Origin of the sequence: Nocardia sp. NPDC051030 (assembly GCF_040683015.1) — a bacterium.
Taxonomy (GTDB): Bacteria; Actinomycetota; Actinomycetes; order Mycobacteriales; family Mycobacteriaceae; genus Nocardia.
Map to the genome: position 1 here is coordinate 112782 of NZ_JBFBCD010000007.1, position 17066 is coordinate 129847.

15 protein-coding genes are annotated in these 17066 nt (G+C 67.3%); 4 read left to right on the forward strand and 11 right to left on the reverse strand.

All coding sequences use genetic code 11. The features are described 5' to 3' along the window. Nucleotides 1–45: 45 nt before the first annotated feature. From AB0N05_RS24150 to AB0N05_RS24195, 10 genes are all read right to left on the reverse strand, one after another. The gene (locus tag AB0N05_RS24150; RefSeq protein WP_364698105.1) at nucleotides 46–543 is read right to left on the reverse strand and encodes a DUF4254 domain-containing protein; all 498 of its coding nucleotides are present in this window, start codon (nucleotides 541–543) and stop codon (nucleotides 46–48) included. A gap of 412 nt (nucleotides 544–955) precedes the next feature. Next, a complete protein-coding gene (proB, locus tag AB0N05_RS24155) occupies nucleotides 956–2056 on the reverse strand; it encodes a glutamate 5-kinase (RefSeq protein WP_364698394.1) in 1101 nt (366 codons plus the stop codon). An 86-nt stretch (nucleotides 2057–2142) separates the two neighbouring features. Beyond that, entirely contained in the window at nucleotides 2143–3594 is a 1452-nt protein-coding gene (gene obgE, locus AB0N05_RS24160) for a GTPase ObgE (RefSeq protein WP_364698106.1), read from the reverse strand. A gap of 137 nt (nucleotides 3595–3731) precedes the next feature. Continuing rightward, the gene (rpmA, locus tag AB0N05_RS24165; protein WP_364698107.1) at nucleotides 3732–3998 is read right to left on the reverse strand and encodes a 50S ribosomal protein L27; all 267 of its coding nucleotides are present in this window, start codon (nucleotides 3996–3998) and stop codon (nucleotides 3732–3734) included. Between the two features lie 43 nt (nucleotides 3999–4041). Continuing rightward, on the reverse strand, nucleotides 4042–4353 hold the full coding sequence (rplU, locus tag AB0N05_RS24170) for a 50S ribosomal protein L21 (protein WP_067692061.1): 312 nt from the start codon (nucleotides 4351–4353) through the stop codon (nucleotides 4042–4044). A 331-nt stretch (nucleotides 4354–4684) separates the two neighbouring features. Further along, nucleotides 4685–7783, reverse strand: a complete 3099-nt coding sequence (locus AB0N05_RS24175; protein ID WP_364698395.1) for a translation initiation factor IF-2 N-terminal domain-containing protein — start codon at nucleotides 7781–7783, stop codon at nucleotides 4685–4687. A 649-nt stretch (nucleotides 7784–8432) separates the two neighbouring features. After that, nucleotides 8433–8849, reverse strand: coding sequence for a nucleoside-diphosphate kinase (gene ndk / locus AB0N05_RS24180; protein WP_067699870.1), 417 nt, complete (start codon nucleotides 8847–8849; stop codon nucleotides 8433–8435). 85 nt (nucleotides 8850–8934) lie between these two features. Further along, nucleotides 8935–9342: a DUF4233 domain-containing protein gene (locus AB0N05_RS24185; protein WP_364698108.1), complete on the reverse strand. Its 408-nt coding sequence runs from the start codon at nucleotides 9340–9342 to the stop codon at nucleotides 8935–8937. Nucleotides 9343–9344: 2 nt separating this feature from the next. Beyond that, nucleotides 9345–10715: a folylpolyglutamate synthase/dihydrofolate synthase family protein gene (locus tag AB0N05_RS24190; RefSeq protein WP_364698396.1), complete on the reverse strand. Its 1371-nt coding sequence runs from the start codon at nucleotides 10713–10715 to the stop codon at nucleotides 9345–9347. A 74-nt stretch (nucleotides 10716–10789) separates the two neighbouring features. Continuing rightward, nucleotides 10790–13486, reverse strand: a complete 2697-nt coding sequence (locus AB0N05_RS24195; protein WP_364698109.1) for a valine--tRNA ligase — start codon at nucleotides 13484–13486, stop codon at nucleotides 10790–10792. Nucleotides 13487–13738: 252 nt separating this feature from the next. On the opposite strand from AB0N05_RS24195, the gene AB0N05_RS24200 reads away from it, so the two are divergent. The 3 genes from AB0N05_RS24200 to AB0N05_RS24210 all read left to right on the forward strand — a co-directional run bounded on the left by AB0N05_RS24200 (nucleotide 13739) and on the right by AB0N05_RS24210 (nucleotide 15759). Next, nucleotides 13739–14377, forward strand: a complete 639-nt coding sequence (locus tag AB0N05_RS24200) for a methyltransferase domain-containing protein (RefSeq protein WP_364698110.1) — start codon at nucleotides 13739–13741, stop codon at nucleotides 14375–14377. 102 nt (nucleotides 14378–14479) lie between these two features. Then, complete coding sequence (locus AB0N05_RS24205) at nucleotides 14480–15184, forward strand: AAA family ATPase (protein ID WP_364698111.1); 705 nt, start codon at nucleotides 14480–14482, stop codon at nucleotides 15182–15184. Nucleotides 15185–15393: 209 nt separating this feature from the next. After that, nucleotides 15394–15759 (forward strand): hypothetical protein, encoded by a 366-nt coding sequence (locus tag AB0N05_RS24210; protein WP_364698112.1) that lies wholly within the window; start codon nucleotides 15394–15396, stop codon nucleotides 15757–15759. A gap of 88 nt (nucleotides 15760–15847) precedes the next feature. Here AB0N05_RS24210 and AB0N05_RS24215 read toward each other — a convergent pair whose 3' ends face one another. After that, a complete protein-coding gene (locus tag AB0N05_RS24215; protein ID WP_364698113.1) occupies nucleotides 15848–16423 on the reverse strand; it encodes a TetR/AcrR family transcriptional regulator in 576 nt (191 codons plus the stop codon). 74 nt (nucleotides 16424–16497) lie between these two features. Between AB0N05_RS24215 and AB0N05_RS24220 the strand changes: the two genes are divergently transcribed. Next, nucleotides 16498–16983, forward strand: a complete 486-nt coding sequence (locus AB0N05_RS24220; RefSeq protein ID WP_364698114.1) for a cupin domain-containing protein — start codon at nucleotides 16498–16500, stop codon at nucleotides 16981–16983. The last annotated feature ends 83 nt before the right edge of the window (nucleotides 16984–17066 follow it).

The window sequence follows — 17066 nt, forward strand, 5'->3', positions numbered from 1 at the left end:
CCTGCCAGAGCGCCGCAGCCATCCCCGGCTGCGGCACCGAGGCCGTCACGCCGATCGACGCTCCCGCGGGGCGAATACCCCTGCCGCCCGGTCGGTCCAGTCATCGGCCATGCGCGCCAGCCGGAACCAGGCCGCATGCACCTCCTCATCGGACACCTTGCGCGCCGTCCGCAGCAGATGCACGGCATGGACATGCGCGGCGGCCATCTCATCGACCACCGTCCCGAGTGAATCGGCCCGCGCCGCACCCCTCCGCAGCGCCCGGCCGGCCACCCATTCGTCGATGAAGTGCACACGCTGGGAACGCAATTCATCGATGCGACCGGTGTCGGCCGGTCGCTCCCGGCGTTCCAGGCGCAAGAGCGCGAGCTCCCGGGCCCAGCGGGTCACCGGATGGTCGTCGGGCTGGTCCCCGATGTGGCCGCAGAATGCGGCCAGCAGTTCATGCCAGTCGGGCAACAGGGGGCGGTCGTCGAAGGCGAAGCGATTGTCACGTCCACTCGCCCGCCACGTATCGCTGCTGTCCGGTTGCGGTACATACATCGCTACCTCCACGGCGGTGCGGGCGCACCCGGCGCCGCGAGCGGTCACCGGACCGCGAGCCCGGCGCGGCAAGGGCGGACCGCGCCGGATCCTGGCAACCGCATATCGGCGAAGGGCACATCTCGATACGGCGCCGGGTGCAACTCCAGGATGCGCCGGGACCGGCGTCCGCCCACTGCCCTTTCGGTGGCCTTCCGATGCCCCTCACCCGGCCGTGCCACCCGACACGCGCCGCAATAAAGCGGCCGACCAGTACTAGCTCTCGAATTCTCCTCTGCCGGACCCGATCCCACACCACACCGACGACATATCGCAACGCGATCGGGACATAGCCGGGCATCGATCGACCGCAACCAGGCATCGGTCGACCGCCGGAGCCATCGTGGACAGCGCGCGCCGAATGCGCAGCCGGTCAGACCTTTACGAGATCGTCGGCGTGAACCACCGGGCGCTGCATGCTGTCCGGGAGTTCGCTGGAGGACCGGCCGCGCATGGATTCCAATTCATCACTGTCATAAGCGGCCACACCCCGCGCGATGACCTGACCCTCGGGAGCGATCAAATCGATGACATCGCCGCCATAGAAGCGACCACGCACCTCGGTGATACCGGCCGCCAAGAGCGAGTGCCGCCGGTCGGCCACCGCCGCCACCGCACCCGCGTCGAGATGCACCGCACCGTTCGAGTCGGCCGCGTGCCGGACCCAGAACTTGCGCGCGGACAGGCGAACCGGACGCGCGGCGAAGGCCGTACCCACGGTCGCGCCGGACAGCGCCGACGCGGCATCAGAGGCGGCGGCCAGCAACACGGGCACACCGGCATCGGCGGCCAAGCGGGCGGCCGAAAGCTTGGAGGCCATGCCACCGGTACCGAGCGCACCACCGCTACCGGCGATCACACCGTCCAGATCGGCGCTACTGCGCACCTCGGGAATGAAATTGGCCGCACCCTTACGCGGGTCGCCATCGTAGAGGCCGTCCACATCGGAGAGCAGGACCAGCGCATCCGCACCGACCAGATGCGCGACCAGAGCCGCGAGCCGGTCATTGTCACCGAAGCGGATCTCTTCCGTTGCGACAGTATCGTTTTCGTTCACCACGGCAATGGCGTGCAGCGACCGCAGCCGATCCAGCGTGCGCTGCGCATTGCGATGCTGCTCGCGGCGGCCGAAGTCGCCCGCACTCAACAACACCTGGCCGACCACGCGACCGTACCGCGAGAACGAGGTGCCCCAGGCGTGCGCCAGCGCCAGCTGCCCGACGCTCGCCGCGGCCTGCTTGGTCGCCAGATCCTTTGGCCGCCTGGACAATCCGAGCGGAGCCATGCCCGCGCCGATGGCGCCCGAGGACACCACCACCACATCGGAGCCCGCACGCATGCGCGCCTCCACCGCATCGGCCAGCTTGTCCAGCCGGTCGGTGTCGAGGCCGCCCTCGAGACTCGTCAAGGCCGAGGACCCGATCTTGACGACCACGCTGCGCGCCGTCGCAATGGCGTTCCGGGCCTCGCTCAGCCCGGATTCCACCCGCGTGATACTCGAACTCACCTGCACCACACCTCAATTCGCCCGCGGTAACGCTACCGCCGCATTCGAATTTGCTACTCGTCCTCGTCCAGCAGACCACGGCGCGCACGCGAGGCGTGCTTGCGCTCCGCCGCGCCGATGCGATCGGTCTGATCCAGACGCGAATCCACGCCACGGCGAGTCAGGAGCGTCTCCACACCCGCCGAGATCTGCGGCTCCCAATCGAACATGTAATCGCCGATGGTCACGCAGGCGCCCGGCTCGGCGCCCATCTTGACCAGCTGCTCCTCTACACCGAGGCGAGCCAGGCGGTCCGCCAGGTAACCGACGGCCTCCTGATTGTCGAAGGAGGTCTGCGCGACCCAGCGCTCGGGACGCTCACCGGTCACGATGAAGCCGCCCGGCACCTCGGGATCATGCTTCACGGTGAAGCCGGACTCGCCCTTGACGATCGGGCGGATGATCGGACGCGACGCCTCAGCCTTCGGATGCAGCTCACGGTACTCGAGCACCATGTCCGCCAGCGCGAAGGTCAACGGGCGCAAGCCTTCCCGGCTCACGGCCGAGATCTTGAACACCGGCCAGCCGCGCTTCTTGAACTCCTCGGTCACCATATCGGCGAGCTCATCGGCGTCCGGAATATCGGCCTTGTTGAGAATCACCACGCGCGGGCGATCGGCCAGACCACCCAGGGTGTCATCGGCCTTCAACGCGGGCTTGTACGCGGCCAATTCGGCCTCGAGCGCATCCACATCGGAGATCGGATCGCGGCCCGGATCCAGTGTGGCGCAGTCCACCACATGGGCGAGCACCGCGCAGCGCTCCAGATGCCGCAGGAAGTCCAGGCCCAGACCGCGGCCCTCGCTCGCACCCGGAATCAGACCGGGCACATCGGCGACGGTGAACGTGGTGTCACCCGCCAGCACCACACCGAGATTCGGCACCAGCGTGGTGAACGGGTAGTCCGCGATCTTCGGCTTGGCCGCCGACAACACCGACACCAGCGACGACTTACCGGCCGACGGGAAGCCCACCAGGCCCACATCCGCCACCGACTTGAGTTCCAGAACCAGGTCGCGTTCCTGGCCGTTCTCACCGAGCAGCGCGAAACCGGGAGCCTTGCGCGCCTTGGAGACCAGCGCGGCATTACCCAGACCGCCACGACCGCCCAGGGCCGCCACATAGCGGGTACCGATGCCGACCATATCGGCCAGCAGCTCACCATCGGCGCTCATGACCATGGTGCCGTCCGGCACCTTCAGCAGCAGCTCTTCGCCCTGCTTGCCATTGCGGTTATTGCCTTCGCCGGGCTTGCCATTGCCGCCCTTCGCGTGCGGATGGAAGTGGAAGTCCAGCAGGGTGTGCACATTGCGGTCGACCTCGAGGATCACATCCCCGCCATTGCCGCCGGTGCCGCCGTCCGGGCCGCCGAGCGGCATGAACTTCTCACGGCGCACCGAAGAGCACCCGTGTCCACCCTTGCCCGCGCTTACGTGCAGTACGACACGGTCGATGAATTTGGACATATCGGTGATCATCCTCCTTCAGGACTGGTCGTTATGGATTGACTTGCTACTACTACTTACAAACAACAAAGCGGGTCAGGGTGTTGTTTCACCCTGACCCGCTTCGCGAAGTATGTGGAGACTGGCTCCGGGCGGCGTCAGGCCGACACCGGCTCCGGGACCACGATGTTGATGGTCTTGCGGCCACGCTTGGTGCCGAACTGGACCGCACCCGCCTCGAGGGCGAACAGCGTGTCGTCGCCGCCACGGCCGACGTTCACGCCGGGGTGGAAGTGCGTGCCACGCTGGCGAACCAGGATCTCGCCGGACTTGACGACCTGACCGCCGAAGCGCTTCACACCGAGCCGCTGGGCATTCGAGTCGCGACCATTGCGCGAGCTGGATGCACCCTTCTTATGTGCCATTTCAAACTCCTCGTGCTGGGGTGCGAACCCCTGGTCGGACTGCTTAGTTGATGCCGGTGACCTTCAGGACCGTCAGCTTCTGACGGTGGCCCTGACGCTTGTGGTAGCCGGTCTTGTTCTTGAACTTGTGGATGCGGATCTTCGGGCCCTTGGTCTGCTCGACCACTTCAGCGGACACCGAAACCTTGGCCAGCTTCGCAGCATCGGTGGTCAGCTCGGCGCCATCAACAAGCAGCACCGGCGACAGCGACACGGCGGTACCCGGCTCACCCTCGAGCTTCTCGACCTTCACCAGGTCACCGACCGCGACCTTGTACTGCTTTCCGCCGGTCTTGACGATCGCGTACGTTGCCATCGGTCGGCTGCCCTTCTCTCTGTCGTTCATCAGTGCTTCGCACTTTGCTCACACGGCTAATCGTTTGGCTTGCGCCAAGCAACCGCCGTATGACTGGTCTGGTATTCACCGCCGCCTCGGGGCCGATGGTTCTTGGTATGAACCAGGCCCACGGTCTCGAGCACTGCATTGCAGCAGAGTGCTGACGCCGGGGGCAGCGACTGACCAAGACTACAGGACATGCAGTTACCCAACCAAACCGGGAGTTAACCGGGGGTTCAGGGGTGCCTGACGAGTGTGGCCCCGCCGTAGAAATACGGCGGGGCCACAGTTCGATCGTCGAGCGGTGGAGCTAGTTGCCACCCTCAGGGGCGCCCGCAGGGCGACCTGCGGTGCGGCGGCGGGGGCGGGCACGCGGGGTTACCTCGACCGGGGCCAGGTCCTCGAGGGAGAGGGCCGGGGTGGCGGGCTTGTCGGCGCTGGAGAGGACGAAGACGGCTGCCTTGCTGTCGGTTGCCGGGGCGGCGGTGGTGCGTGCCACTCGGCGACGGCGGCGGGGCTGACCGGCGGCCGGGGTCTCCGGTTCGACGGCCGGTTTCGGCTGGGTCGGGGCTGTTTGCACGGCCTCGGCGGCTTGGGCTTGGGCCACGGTTACTGCGGCTTCGGCGGCGGCCTCGAGGGCTTCCTCCTCGACTGCCTTGTCCGCGGCTGCGGATTCGGTGGGGGTCGGGGCGGTTCCGTTGGTGTGGGCCTTGTCGCTTCGCGACTCGGCGGCCTCGACGGACTGCTCGGCGGCGGTCACCTCATCGGCGATGTCGGCAGCCTCGTCATACTCGGCGTGCTCTTCGTCGGTGTGGTGGGCCATGGCCAGGGCTACCGGGTGGGCGCGGCGGACTGCCGCCTTTTCCTTGGGCTCGGCCTTCGGCTCCTCGAGAGGAGGCTCGGGCGCGGCGGGGGTTTCGGCGGCGGCATTGCGGTCCTTGCGGCGGCGACGTGAGCCCTCGCGGCGGCCGACGCCGCCTTCCTCGGCGGCCGGAGCCGACGATTCGACCGGGTAGTTGTGCACGATGATGCCGCGGCCGTGGCAGTGCTCACAGTTCGTGGAGAACGCCTCGACCAGGCCGGTGCCCAGCTTCTTACGGGTCATCTGGACCAGGCCCAGCGAGGTGACCTCGGAAACCTGGTGGCGGGTGCGATCCCGGCCCAGGGCCTCGGTCAGGCGGCGCAGCACCAGGTCTCGATTGGACTCGAGGACCATGTCGATGAAGTCGACGACGATCATGCCGCCGATATCGCGCAACCGCATCTGGCGGACGATCTCCTCGGCCGCTTCCAGGTTGTTGCGGGTGACGGTCTCTTCCAGGTTGGAGCCGCCGGAACCGGTGAACTTGCCGGTGTTCACGTCGACCACGGTCATGGCCTCGGTGCGGTCGATCACCAGGGTGCCGCCCGAGGGCAGCCACACCTTGCGATCCAGGGCCTTGGCCAGCTGCTCATCGATGCGCAGGCTGCCGAACACATCGACGCCCGTACCTTCGTAGCGCTCGACGCGGGTCAGCATGTCCGGCGCGACCGTGCGGACGTAGTTCTCCACGGTCGTCCAGGAGCGGTCGCCCTCGATGATCAACTTGGAGAAGTCCTCGTTGAACAGGTCGCGAACCACCTTGACCAGCAGGTCAGGCTCCTCGTACAGCGTCTTGGGCACACCCGAGCCGCCCTTGGCCTGCTCCTCGATGGTGCGCCAAGTCTGTTGCAGCCGTTCCACATCGCGAGCCAGCTCGGACTCCTCGACACCCTCCGACGCGGTGCGGATGATGACGCCCGCATCGGCGGGAACGATGTCCCGCAGGATCTCCTTGAGCCGCTTGCGCTCGGTATCGGGCAGCTTGCGGCTGATACCGGTGGAGGTGCCGCCCGGCACGTACACCAGGAAGCGACCGGCCAGGCTGATCTGCGTGGTCAGGCGAGCACCCTTATGCCCCACCGGATCCTTGGAAACCTGCACCAGCACGGTGTCACCGGGCTTGAGCGCCTGCTCGATCTTGCGCTCACGACCGCCCAGTCCGGCGGCCTCCCAGTTCACCTCGCCCGCGTACAGCACGCCATTGCGGCCCCGGCCGATATCGACGAACGCCGCCTCCATCGAGGGCAGCACGTTCTGCACCTTGCCCAGGTAGACATTGCCCACCATGGACGCCGAACCGGTGCTGGTCACGAAGTGCTCGACCAGAATGCTGTCCTCGAGCACCGCGACCTGAATGGTGGCCGTCGGGTGATCGGGGAAGTGCTTCTCGCGCACCACCATCACGCGATCCACCGATTCGCGGCGAGCCAGGAACTCCGACTCGGTCAGGATCGGCGGGCGACGGCGACCGGCCTCACGGCCGTCCCGGCGGCGCTGACGCTTGGCTTCCAGGCGCGTCGAACCGCTGATGCCCTGCACCTCGTCCGGGTTCGCCGCGGCCGCGGCGGCGGCGGCGCGGCGCTTGCTGCGCGGCTCCCGCTCATGCACGACGGTGTTCGGCGGATCGTCCTCGGAGACGGTCTCGGTCTCGGCTTCTTCGCCGCCCTTACGGCGACGACGGCGACGGCGACGGCGGCTGCTCGAGCCCTCCGGCATGGCGGCCGAATCGTCGTCGTCATCCTCATTGGCATCGGTGTCGGCGGACTCGGCCGACTCCTCGGCGTCGATGGTCTTGGGCTCATCGCCCTCGCCGTCGCCCGATTCATCGTCGTTCTCACCGTGCTGCTCGCCACGACCCCGGCCACGGCCGCGACGGCCACGACGGCGGCGGCGCGAAGCGTTCTCACGCTGCTCGGCCGACTCGTCGCCATCCCATTCGCCCTCGTCCTCGGGCTCTTCGGAGGCGGTGTCCTCGGACGCCTTCTCCTCGGCGACCTTCTCCTCGACGCGGGTCTTGCGCTCGGTTTCGGCCTTACGCTCGGTCTCGGCCTTGCGTTCGGTTTCCTCGACGCGAGTCTTGCGATCCGCGCGCAGTTTGCGGCGGGTCTCCTCGGCGGCGGTGGCGTCCGGCGGCAGGAACAGCGGCTGCGCCGCGAGGCCCCCGGTCGGCGGCTGATACTGGAACGGCTCTTCGACCTGCGGCGCGGCCTTGAACGGGCTGGCGAACAGGGTCGGCTGCTTGCCGGGCGCACTGGACTCGACGCCGGACTCGGCGGCTTCGACTTCCTCGGCGGCCAGCTCATCGGCGGCCCGGTCGTCACCGGCCACAATGGCCTGCGCGACCGTGGTCTCGGCGATCGGCGCGGGGGCCGACGCCTCGACGTCGCGCGGGCCGAAGGCGTCGCGCACCGTTTCGGCGACCGTGCGATCGAGACTGGATTGCGGGCTTCTCGCCTGCGCGCCCATCTCGGTCAGGTGGGCAAGGATACGTTTGCTGGTCACTCCCAGCAGCTTCGCCAGTGCGTGCACTCGGATCCGTTCCGGCAATTGGTCGGTATCCGGGTTGGTGTTCGCCGGTGTTTGCCCGCTTCCGGCGATCCCCCCTCCACCGTTGCTCTGCGATGCTTCCTGCGGCTCTTGATCGGCCACGAAATCTCCTCGGGAGGCCCCCGGGCGCGTCCCTCCGTAGAGTGACCGCGGCCGACGCGGGGGCGCTGTCTGTTTTCGCCTCGCACCCCACCGGGGCACGAGATCGATTGGTCTCCGCGCTGCGTGGCCCGTTATCGCCTTTGTCTTCGTCTTCGGGCTAACTGGTCACGCGGCACCTGGCGTTTGGCTCAACTCCGCGTCACGAGCGTTCATCCAGCGTGCCGCCCCACGGCCGAGTCTAGGAAGCCGTCGGCGGCTGCGATGATCGTCCGTCGTGCCGCGGTGTCAATCAGATGTGACCCTCACCTGCCGCAATCGGCGGGCAGCGGCCACTTCCAGAGCCAGTATCCCACACCACGTCGAGGCGTCGTGCCCACGAACCCCCGTCGGGTTCTCGCGAGTCGCGGATCGCACGCAGTCGGGGCGGGCCCGCCACCGGGTCGGCGGCGGGGTCCTCACCCCTCGGGGGTCTGCGGGCCGGGCCCTCAGACCTTGTACTTCGAGATTCGGGGGCGTCGAGCGAGCCCTATTACCCCGGGGTGTTCGGTCAGAGGGTGAATTCGGGGAACCAGAGCGAAATCTCACGCTTGGCGGACTCGGGCGCGTCGGAGCCGTGCACGAGGTTGAACTGGGTCTCCAGGGCGTAGTCGCCACGAATGCTGCCGGGGACGGCCTTCTCGACCGGGTCGGTGCCGCCGGCGATCTGACGGAAGGCGGCAATCGCGCGCGGGCCCTCGAGCACGGCCGCGACGACCGGGCCGGAGGTGATGAATTCGATGAGCGAACCGAAGAACGGCTTCTCGGCGTGCTCGGCGTAGTGCTGGCCGGCCAGGTCCTCGGAAACATCCACGAGCTTCAGCGCAGCGATCTTCAGACCCTTGCGCTCGATGCGGGTGATGATCTCCCCGACCAGGCCCCGGGCCACGCCGTCCGGCTTGATGAGTACCAACGTCTGCTCAGTCACCGGGCAAGCGTATAGGGCTGGCACTCAGCAGGAAAAACGCAGGCCGGGGCTGGAAGCCCCGGCCTGCCCGATAAAACCCTTTTGTTCAGGCTCCGGACATCCGCTGGCTGGGTAGGAGGCCCGCTTCCATGCGCTTCTTCACGTCCGCGCGCAAGAAGAGAATGAACAGCCACACGGCCGCGTAGACCGCGCCGATGACGAGGATCGACAGGTGGATGAAACCGCCTGCTAGCAGCAGAACTTGGAGGCCTAGGTTGAACGGCACCGCCCACGGACGGCGCTGCAGGCCCGCGCCGAGGAACATGACCACGGCCAGGCCCACCAGGTACAGGACGGACCACCAGCGCAGTCCGCCGCCGACGGCGCTCACCACGGGCAGCGCGAGCAGCACGGTGATGGCTTCCAGGACGAGAGTGCCGGCCATGACGCCGCGCAGGCCCTTCCACGGGTCGGTCGCGGGTGCGGGAACTTCCGGCTTCGGGTCGTCACTCATGCTTACGCTGGGTCCTTTCCGAACAGCGAGCGGGCCGCCCCGGCGGTGACGACCGATCCGGTGATGATGATGCCCGCTCCGGAAATCAGTTCGCCGTCGCCGCCGTCCTCGGCGAGGTGGATGGCGGTTTCGATGGCGTCGGCCAGATCGGCGGCCACGGCCACGCGTTCGTCGCCGAAGCGCTGCACGGCGAGGTTGGCCAGATCGTCGACGGGAAGGGCTCGGGGGGAACCGTTCTCGGTGACGACGATCTCGTCGAAGATCGGCTCCATGGCGTCGAGGATGCCACCGGCGTCCTTGTCACCCAGCACCGCGACCACACCGACCAGTTTCTGGAAGTCGAATTCGCTGGTCAGGGTGGCGGCCAAAGCCTGTGCGCCGTGCGGGTTGTGCGCGGCGTCGAGGAAGATGGTCGGCGCGCTGCGCATGCGCTCCATGCGGCCCGGGCTGACGGCGGAAGCGAATCCGGCTCGCACGGCATCGATATCGAGCTGGCGGTTGGCGCCCGCGCCGAAGAACGCCTCGACCGCGGCGAGGGCCAGGACCGCATTGCGGGCCTGATGCTCACCGTGCAGCGGCAGGAAGATGTCCTCGTACACGCCGCCGAGACCCTGGAGTTCGAGGACCTGGCCGCCGATGGCGACGCGGCGCGTGAGCACCTGGAACTCCGAACCCTCGCGTGCCACGGCCGCATCCACGTCGACGGCGCGGCGCAGCAGCACATCCATCACCTCGGGCTCCTGCTTGGCGATGACGGTGACGGTGTCGCGCGGCACCAGCTCATCGACGGGGGCCTTCTTGATGATTCCGGCCTTCTCCCCCGCGATGGAGGTGAGATCCGGTCCGAGATAGTCGGTGTGGTCCAAGCCGATCGGGGTGATCACCGCGACCTGGCCGTCGATCACATTGGTGGCGTCCCAGCGGCCGCCCATGCCGGTCTCGACGACCGCGACATCGACGGGAGCTTCAGCGAAGGCCGCATACGCCATGCCGGTGAGCACCTCGAACTTGCTCATGGCCGGGCCGCCCGCCGCGATGGACTGCTTGTCGATCATTTCCAGGAACGGCAGCAGTTCGCGGTAGAGCTCGACGTAGCGCCCGGGCGTGATGGGGGCATTGTCGATGGCGATGCGTTCGGTCGCCAATTGCAGGTGCGGGCTGGTGATCCGGCCGGTGCGCCGATGCAGGGCGGTGAGCAGCGAATCGATCATGCGGGTGACCGAGCTCTTGCCATTGGTGCCCGCGACGTGGATGGCCGGGTAGCTCTGCTGGGGTGAGCCGAGCAGGTCCATCAGGGCCGCGATGCGAGCGAGCGACGGCTCGATCTTGGTTTCCGGCCAGCGCTTGTCGAGTTCGACCTCCACCAAGGCCATTTCGGCCAGATCGACCGGGGAGGTGCCATTGGTCAGCTGGCCCTCTTGCGCGTACTGGCGCTCGATATCGTCGTTCACTTGCGCTCCGCCAGCTTCGCGATTTCCGCCAGGCGCGCGGTAATGCGCTCGACGTCGGATTCGGCGATCTCCTTGCGGGCCTTGATCTTGGCGACCACATCGTCGGGAGCCTTGGCCAGGAAGCCCGCATTGCCGAGCTTGCCGGTGGTACCGGCCAGATCCTTCTGCGCTGCGGCCAGATCCTTTTCCAGGCGACGTGCCTCGGCCTCGAGGTCGACGGTCCCGGAGGTGTCGATCTCGACGGTCACCGTGGCGGTGGTGAGGCGCACCTCGAGCGAGGCGGTGGCGGCGAAGTCCTCGCCGGGCGCGGTGAGCTTGGCCAGGTTGCCGATCTCGGCGACCTGCGCGGTGAGATCGGCGGCGTCGACGCCGATCAGCTTGGCGGCCACCTTCTGATTGTCGGCCAGTCCCTGATCGCTGCGGAAGCGGCGGATCTCGGTGATCAGCTTCTGGGCATCGGCAATGCGGCGCGCGGCGGTCTCGTCGGCGGTCGCGCCCGAGGCCTGCGGCCAGGCCGCGACCACGATGGACGCGCCCTCCGTGCCCTCGGTCAAGGCCTGCCACAGCGATTCGGTCACGAACGGGATGGCCGGATGCAGCAGGCGCAGCACCGAATCCAGCACGGTGCCGAGCACGATGCGGGTGCTGGCGGCGCGCTCCTCGGACTCCGAGAACTGCACCTTCGCCAGTTCCAGGTACCAGCTACAGAATTCGTCCCACGCGAAGTGGTAGAGCCCTTCCAGGGCCTTGCCGAACTCGTAGCGGTCCAGCGCCGAATCCACCTCGGCGACAACCTCGTCCAGGCGGTCCAGGATCCAGCGGTCGGTGTCCGTCAGGGTGTCGCGAGCGGGCAATTCGCCGGTGGCCGCGCCGTTCATGAGCGCGAACTTGGTGGCATTGAACAGCTTGGTGACGAAGCTGCGCGAGGCGGTCACATGCGCGGTACCGACCGAGAGGTCGCCGCCGGGCTGCGCGCCGCGGGCCAGGGTGAATCTGGTGGCGTCGGCGCCGTATTCCTCGATCCAGTCCAGCGGGTCGATGCCATTGCCGCGCGACTTGGACATCTTCTTGCCGTGCTCGTCGCGAATCAGGCCGTGCAGGAACACATCCTCGAACGGAACCTGCTTATGCTCCTTGCCCGCGGTGAGCACCGGGTCGTCGGAGACGAACATGCCGAACATCATCATGCGCGCCACCCAGAAGAACAGGATGTCGTAGCCGGTGACGAGAACGCTGGTGGGATAGAACTTCTCGAGCTCCGGGGTGGAGTCCGGCCAGCCCATGGTGGAGAAGGGCCACAGGCCGGAGGAGAACCAGGTGTCGAGCACGTCCGGGTCCTGCACATAGCCCTCGGGGGCCTGCTCGTCCGGGCCGACGCAGATGATCTCGCCCTCGGGGCCGTACCAGATCGGGATGCGGTGGCCCCACCACAGCTGGCGGGAGATGTTCCAGTCGTGCATATTGTCGACCCACTCGAACCAGCGCGGTTCCTGGCTGGCCGGGTGAATCTTGACATCGCCATTGCGGACCGCGTCACCGGCGGCCTTGGCGATGCCCTCGACCTTGACCCACCACTGCATGGACAGGCGCGGTTCGATGGGCTCGCCGGAGCGCTCGGAGTGGCCGACCTGATGCTTGTACGGGTACTTGCGGCCGACCACGCGGCCCTCGGACTCCAGGCGCTCGCGGATTTTCAGGCGGGCCTCGAAGCGGTCCATACCGTCGAATTCGGTTCCGCTGTCGGCGATCTTGCCGGTCTTGTCCATGATGGTCGGCATGGGCAGGCCGTGGCGCAGGCCGAGCTCGAAGTCGTTCGGGTCGTGCGCGGGAGTGATCTTCACCGCGCCGGAACCGAATTCGGGATCGACGTAATCGTCGGCCACGATCGGGATCTGACGGCCGGTGATCGGGTGGTAGAGGGTGGTGCCGACCAGCGCGCTGTAGCGCTCGTCATCCGGGTGCACCGCGACCGCGGTGTCACCGAGCATGGTCTCCACGCGGGTGGTGGCGACGATCACGTGCGGCTCGTCGTCGTTCAGGGAGCCGTAGCGCAGCGAGACGAGCTCGCCGTCGATCTCCTTGTGGTCGACCTCGAGGTCCGAGATACCGGTCTGCAAAACCGGCGACCAGTTCACCAGGCGCTCGGCGCGGTAGATAAGGCCCGCGTCGTAGAGGCGCTTGAAGATGGTCTGCACGGCACGGGACAGCCCGTCGTCCATGGTGAAGCGGTCACGGTCCCAGTCCACGCCATCGCCGAGGCGGCGCATCTGGCCCTGGATCTGACCGCCCGACTCGCGCTTCCAGTCCCAGACCTTGTCGATGAACAGCTCGCGGCCGAAGTCTTCCTTGGTCTTGCCGTCCACGGCGAGCTGCTTCTCCACCACGGACTGCGTGGCGATACCGGCGTGATCCATGCCGGGCAGCCACAGCACCTCGAAGCCCTGCATGCGCTTGCGACGTGTGAGCAGATCCATCAGCGTGTGGTCGAGGGCATGACCCATGTGCAGGGTGCCGGTCACATTCGGCGGGGGCAGCACGATCGAATAGGGAGGCTTGCCGCTGCTCGCATCGGCCTTGAAGTAACCCGCGCCTACCCAGCCTTCGTACAGGTCGGCCTCGACGTCGCTGGGGTTCCAGCTCTTGGGGAGGGCATCGGCACGATTACGTGGGTTCTCAGAGGCTGCGCTGGTCACCGTGCGATTCTACGGGTTGGGATTCTCGACCCCCTACCGGGTTTTGACCTAGCCGGGGGGAGATAGCCGAAGGGCGGGACTCTCGGCGGATGAGGGACACCGAGAGCCCCGCCCTCGAGAGTCAGCTTACCGGTGTTTCTGATGTCTTCGCGGAATCCATAAGCAATTCTCAGGATTTGACCCAAATCGGCCAGGGTAGACCGCAATTCGTTGCATCCACGTTGCGCGTGTTGTACCCGGTAGCCTGTGAGGATGAATCCCGTTGTGGCGCGCGTGATGTCCACCGTTGCAGGTCAGCTCGGTAATCCCAGTGGATTTCTGGGTAAGGGCGTGGCTCGGATGCTGGACCGGGGCAATCGGTTCTTGATCGACGCCGCGGTGGCGGCGAGCGAGGTGGCTCCGGGCGAGTCGGCGGCCGATATCGGGTTCGGGGGCGGTATCGGGCTGACACTGCTGCTGGATCGGGTCGGCGCGCAGGGCACGGTCACCGGGGTCGAATTGTCGCGAGACATGTTGAAGCGGGCGGAATCTCGCCTCGCACAAGACATCTCGTCGGGGCGGCTGCGGGTTTTGGAGGGGTCGCTCACCGATCTGCCGCTGGCCGATGGCTCCCTGGATGTGGTGATCACGGCCAATACCTTGTACTTCGTGCCCGAACTGGATCGGGCGTGTGCGGAATTGGCTCGGGTGCTGCGGCCGAAGGGACGCCTGGTGGTGGGTGTCGGCGATCCGGACGCGATGGCGAAGATGCCGTTCACGCAGTACGGGTTCACGCTTCGCCCGGTGACCGAGTTGGCCGCCGCGCTGGAACAGGCCGGTCTGGTTGTCGAACAGCGCAGGCTGGAGCATCGGCCGATTCCGGTGCATCTGCTGATCGCGCGGCCCGAATAGTGCTCCCGCACAACGGCGAATAGCACGATCAGGGCGAATTCCGGGGCGAATTCGGGGTTTTCCCGGTTGTGCCACCTGTTCCCGATCATGATTCTGGATAGGGTGAACCCTCCGCTCGACTTCGTTCCGCTCGGCTCCACCGAACCGCTCCTCCTGTCCCCGCTCGTCATGACTCCCACGGAAGTGCATGACCTGCGCGGTGATCCGGTGCGCGAATTGCGTTATCCCGCAGGCTCGGTCGTGGTCATCGGCGGGATCCCAGGGGCGGGGAAGAGCACCGCGCTGCGGCGGCTGTTCGGGTGCGCCGCCAATGCCGTCGAACCCGCGCCCGGCCGGAGTGCGACCACGCTGGTGGATTCGCAGCAGTCACGCAAATGGTGGGAGCTGCGGTTCGGCGCGCTGCCCGCGCCCCTGAACGCGATCCCCTATCCGCTGTGGCGGCCGATCGTGCACGTCACGCACTACCGCCGGATTCGGACGGCGCTGCGCGGGGCCACCGGGCCGGTGATCATCCACGACTGCGGCACCCGGCAATGGGTGCGGCGACTGGTGGCGGCCTGGGCGGCCGCGGCCGGGCGGCCGGTGCACCTGATCATGATCGATACCCCGGCCGAGGTGGCCCTGGCCGGACAGGTCGCGCGTGGCCGCCAGGTGAAGCCGCTGAGCTTCCGGCTGCACTGTCAGCGTTGGCAGCGGCTGATCGGCGAGGTCGATGCGGGACATAAGCCGCAGCCCGAACCCGCGTCCGTGGTGATTCTGGATCGGGCGGCGGTGAGCGAACTGCGCGAGGTGTCGTTCGCGGCCTGAAATCGCCCGGTCGGAGGGCGTGTGCCGGGTCACCCGAATGCGCAGGGGTGAGCTGCGCCGCATACCTATTGCCACGACTACCTGCGGTGATGTCTTCTAGCTATCCGGCTGGCGCCAGTCGTTACCAGTTTCGACGCAGGAACCGTTCGACGCAGTACTCGACACCTCCCTCTGGGATCCCAGATCCCACCGCTGGAAAGTGAGTCACCATGCGCGCTCGAGTCATCGCCCTCACCGCCACCGTGAGCGGAGCCGTTATCGCCGGTGCGATCGCCGCCGGAACCGCCGCCGCAGTGACGCCGGTCGGATATCCGCAGTACGGGACCTACGGCGTCGAACTCTCCCATGGCGAAACTCAGGCCCTGGCGAACAGCCCCATCCCGGCCCTGGCCGATCGTTTCTTCCCCGGCCCCGTGATCTCCGTGGGCACCGCACCCGGCTCGACTCTGCCGCAGGATGATTACCACGTCTTCGCAGGACTCCCCGATGTCGTCGGGGAGGCGGCCGCCCACCCCGGCGGCACCGTGGACATCTATGCGGACTCCCAGGGAGTCATGGTCATCCAGGACTGGTAAGGGCTCCGCCCGATACCCGCCTCGGATACTTGACTCCAATTCGACTGTGCCCCTTGCCACTCCTCCGGCAAGGGGCACAGTCCTTCTTTCAGCCCTGACCGACGCTGCGCGGGCGGAGGCCGTCGGTGGCGAGGGCGAGGAGTCGCCGCCAGTCTCCGCTTCCGGTGCGGATGGTGGCCGATACCGCGCCGACGAGCATGTAGACGTCGGCCACGGTGAGGTCGTCGCGGAGTGTGCCTGCGGCGCTGTCCCTTTCGATGATCTCGGCGATGACGTCCGTGAGTCTCGCCAGCGTCTCGCCGCGCGGTTCACTGCCGGGGGCGTGCCGGGCGGCTTCGATGGCCGCGGATAAGCCTTGATCGGCGGCGAGCACCTCGCCTACATGTCGCAGGTAGCGCGACAGGCCCTGTCCCGGTTCGGTTTCCAGGCAGGTGCGCGCGAACTGTTCGATCTCGGCGAAGCGTTGTTCGGCAACCGCTTCGATGAGGTCGGATTGGGCCGGGAAGTGACGGTAGATGGTGCCCATGCCGACGCCCGCGGCCCGCGCCACCTCGGGGAGCTGGACCTGACTTCCGCGCTCGGCCAAGAGGTTTCGCGCCACCTCCAGGATGCGGTCCCGATTGCGGGAGGCGTCGGCGCGGGGTTTGCGCGCGGGGGTTGACACTCGTGATCCCTCTCTGCCTACACTGTAAACGGAATCGGATTCCGGTTCCGTTTCTTGCGGAAAGGGTATCAGCAATGTCCCACGATCGCTTCCTTCTCCTGCCCCCCGGCGAGGTTCGCCCCGGGCGCGTTCCGTTCCCGCCCGCCTTCGCGGTGAAGGCGCGCACGGATGACACGGAAGGCCGCTTCTCGATGCTGGAGGTGACGCTCGGCCGCGACATCCCCCGCCACACCCACCACGTCGCCGACGAGTCCATCTATGTGCTGGACGGTGTGCTCGAGGTCGAATTCGACGACCGCGTCGTGACCGCGACGGCGGGCATGTTCGTCCTACTGCCGCACGGGATTCCGCACGCCCTGCGCTGCGGGTCGACCCCGCCGCCCCGGCTGCTGCAGATCTCCTCCCCCGGCGGGTGGGAGTGCTACCTGGAGGACCTCTTCGAGGCGGGCCCGGCCGTCCTCACCGACGGCGCACTCGACCCGGCGAAGATCAACCCGATCGCCGCCAAGTACGACATCCGCTACGAGGAGACCAGCAAGGCCGCACCGCCTGCCGTGTAGTCACCCCGAATACGCCTGTGCCCCTCACCTTCAAGGAGGGGCACAGGCGTATTCAAGATCAGGGAGCTGTGGTGGCGGATTTT

What these genes read in the sequence shown, in the direction of transcription:
- AB0N05_RS24210 (WP_364698112.1), top strand. Translation starts at nt 15,394, where the DNA reads ATGCGCGCTCGAGTCATCGCCCTCACCGCCACCGTGAGCGGAGCCGTT.
- rpmA (WP_364698107.1), bottom strand. Translation starts at nt 3,998, where the DNA reads ATGGCACATAAGAAGGGTGCATCCAGCTCGCGCAATGGTCGCGACTCG.
- AB0N05_RS24220 (WP_364698114.1), top strand. Translation starts at nt 16,498, where the DNA reads ATGTCCCACGATCGCTTCCTTCTCCTGCCCCCCGGCGAGGTTCGCCCC.
- obgE (WP_364698106.1), bottom strand. Translation starts at nt 3,594, where the DNA reads ATGTCCAAATTCATCGACCGTGTCGTACTGCACGTAAGCGCGGGCAAG.
- AB0N05_RS24200 (WP_364698110.1), top strand. Translation starts at nt 13,739, where the DNA reads ATGAATCCCGTTGTGGCGCGCGTGATGTCCACCGTTGCAGGTCAGCTC.
- AB0N05_RS24190 (WP_364698396.1), bottom strand. Translation starts at nt 10,715, where the DNA reads ATGGCCTTGGTGGAGGTCGAACTCGACAAGCGCTGGCCGGAAACCAAG.
- AB0N05_RS24185 (WP_364698108.1), bottom strand. Translation starts at nt 9,342, where the DNA reads ATGAGTGACGACCCGAAGCCGGAAGTTCCCGCACCCGCGACCGACCCG.
- AB0N05_RS24150 (WP_364698105.1), bottom strand. Translation starts at nt 543, where the DNA reads ATGTATGTACCGCAACCGGACAGCAGCGATACGTGGCGGGCGAGTGGA.
- rplU (WP_067692061.1), bottom strand. Translation starts at nt 4,353, where the DNA reads ATGGCAACGTACGCGATCGTCAAGACCGGCGGAAAGCAGTACAAGGTC.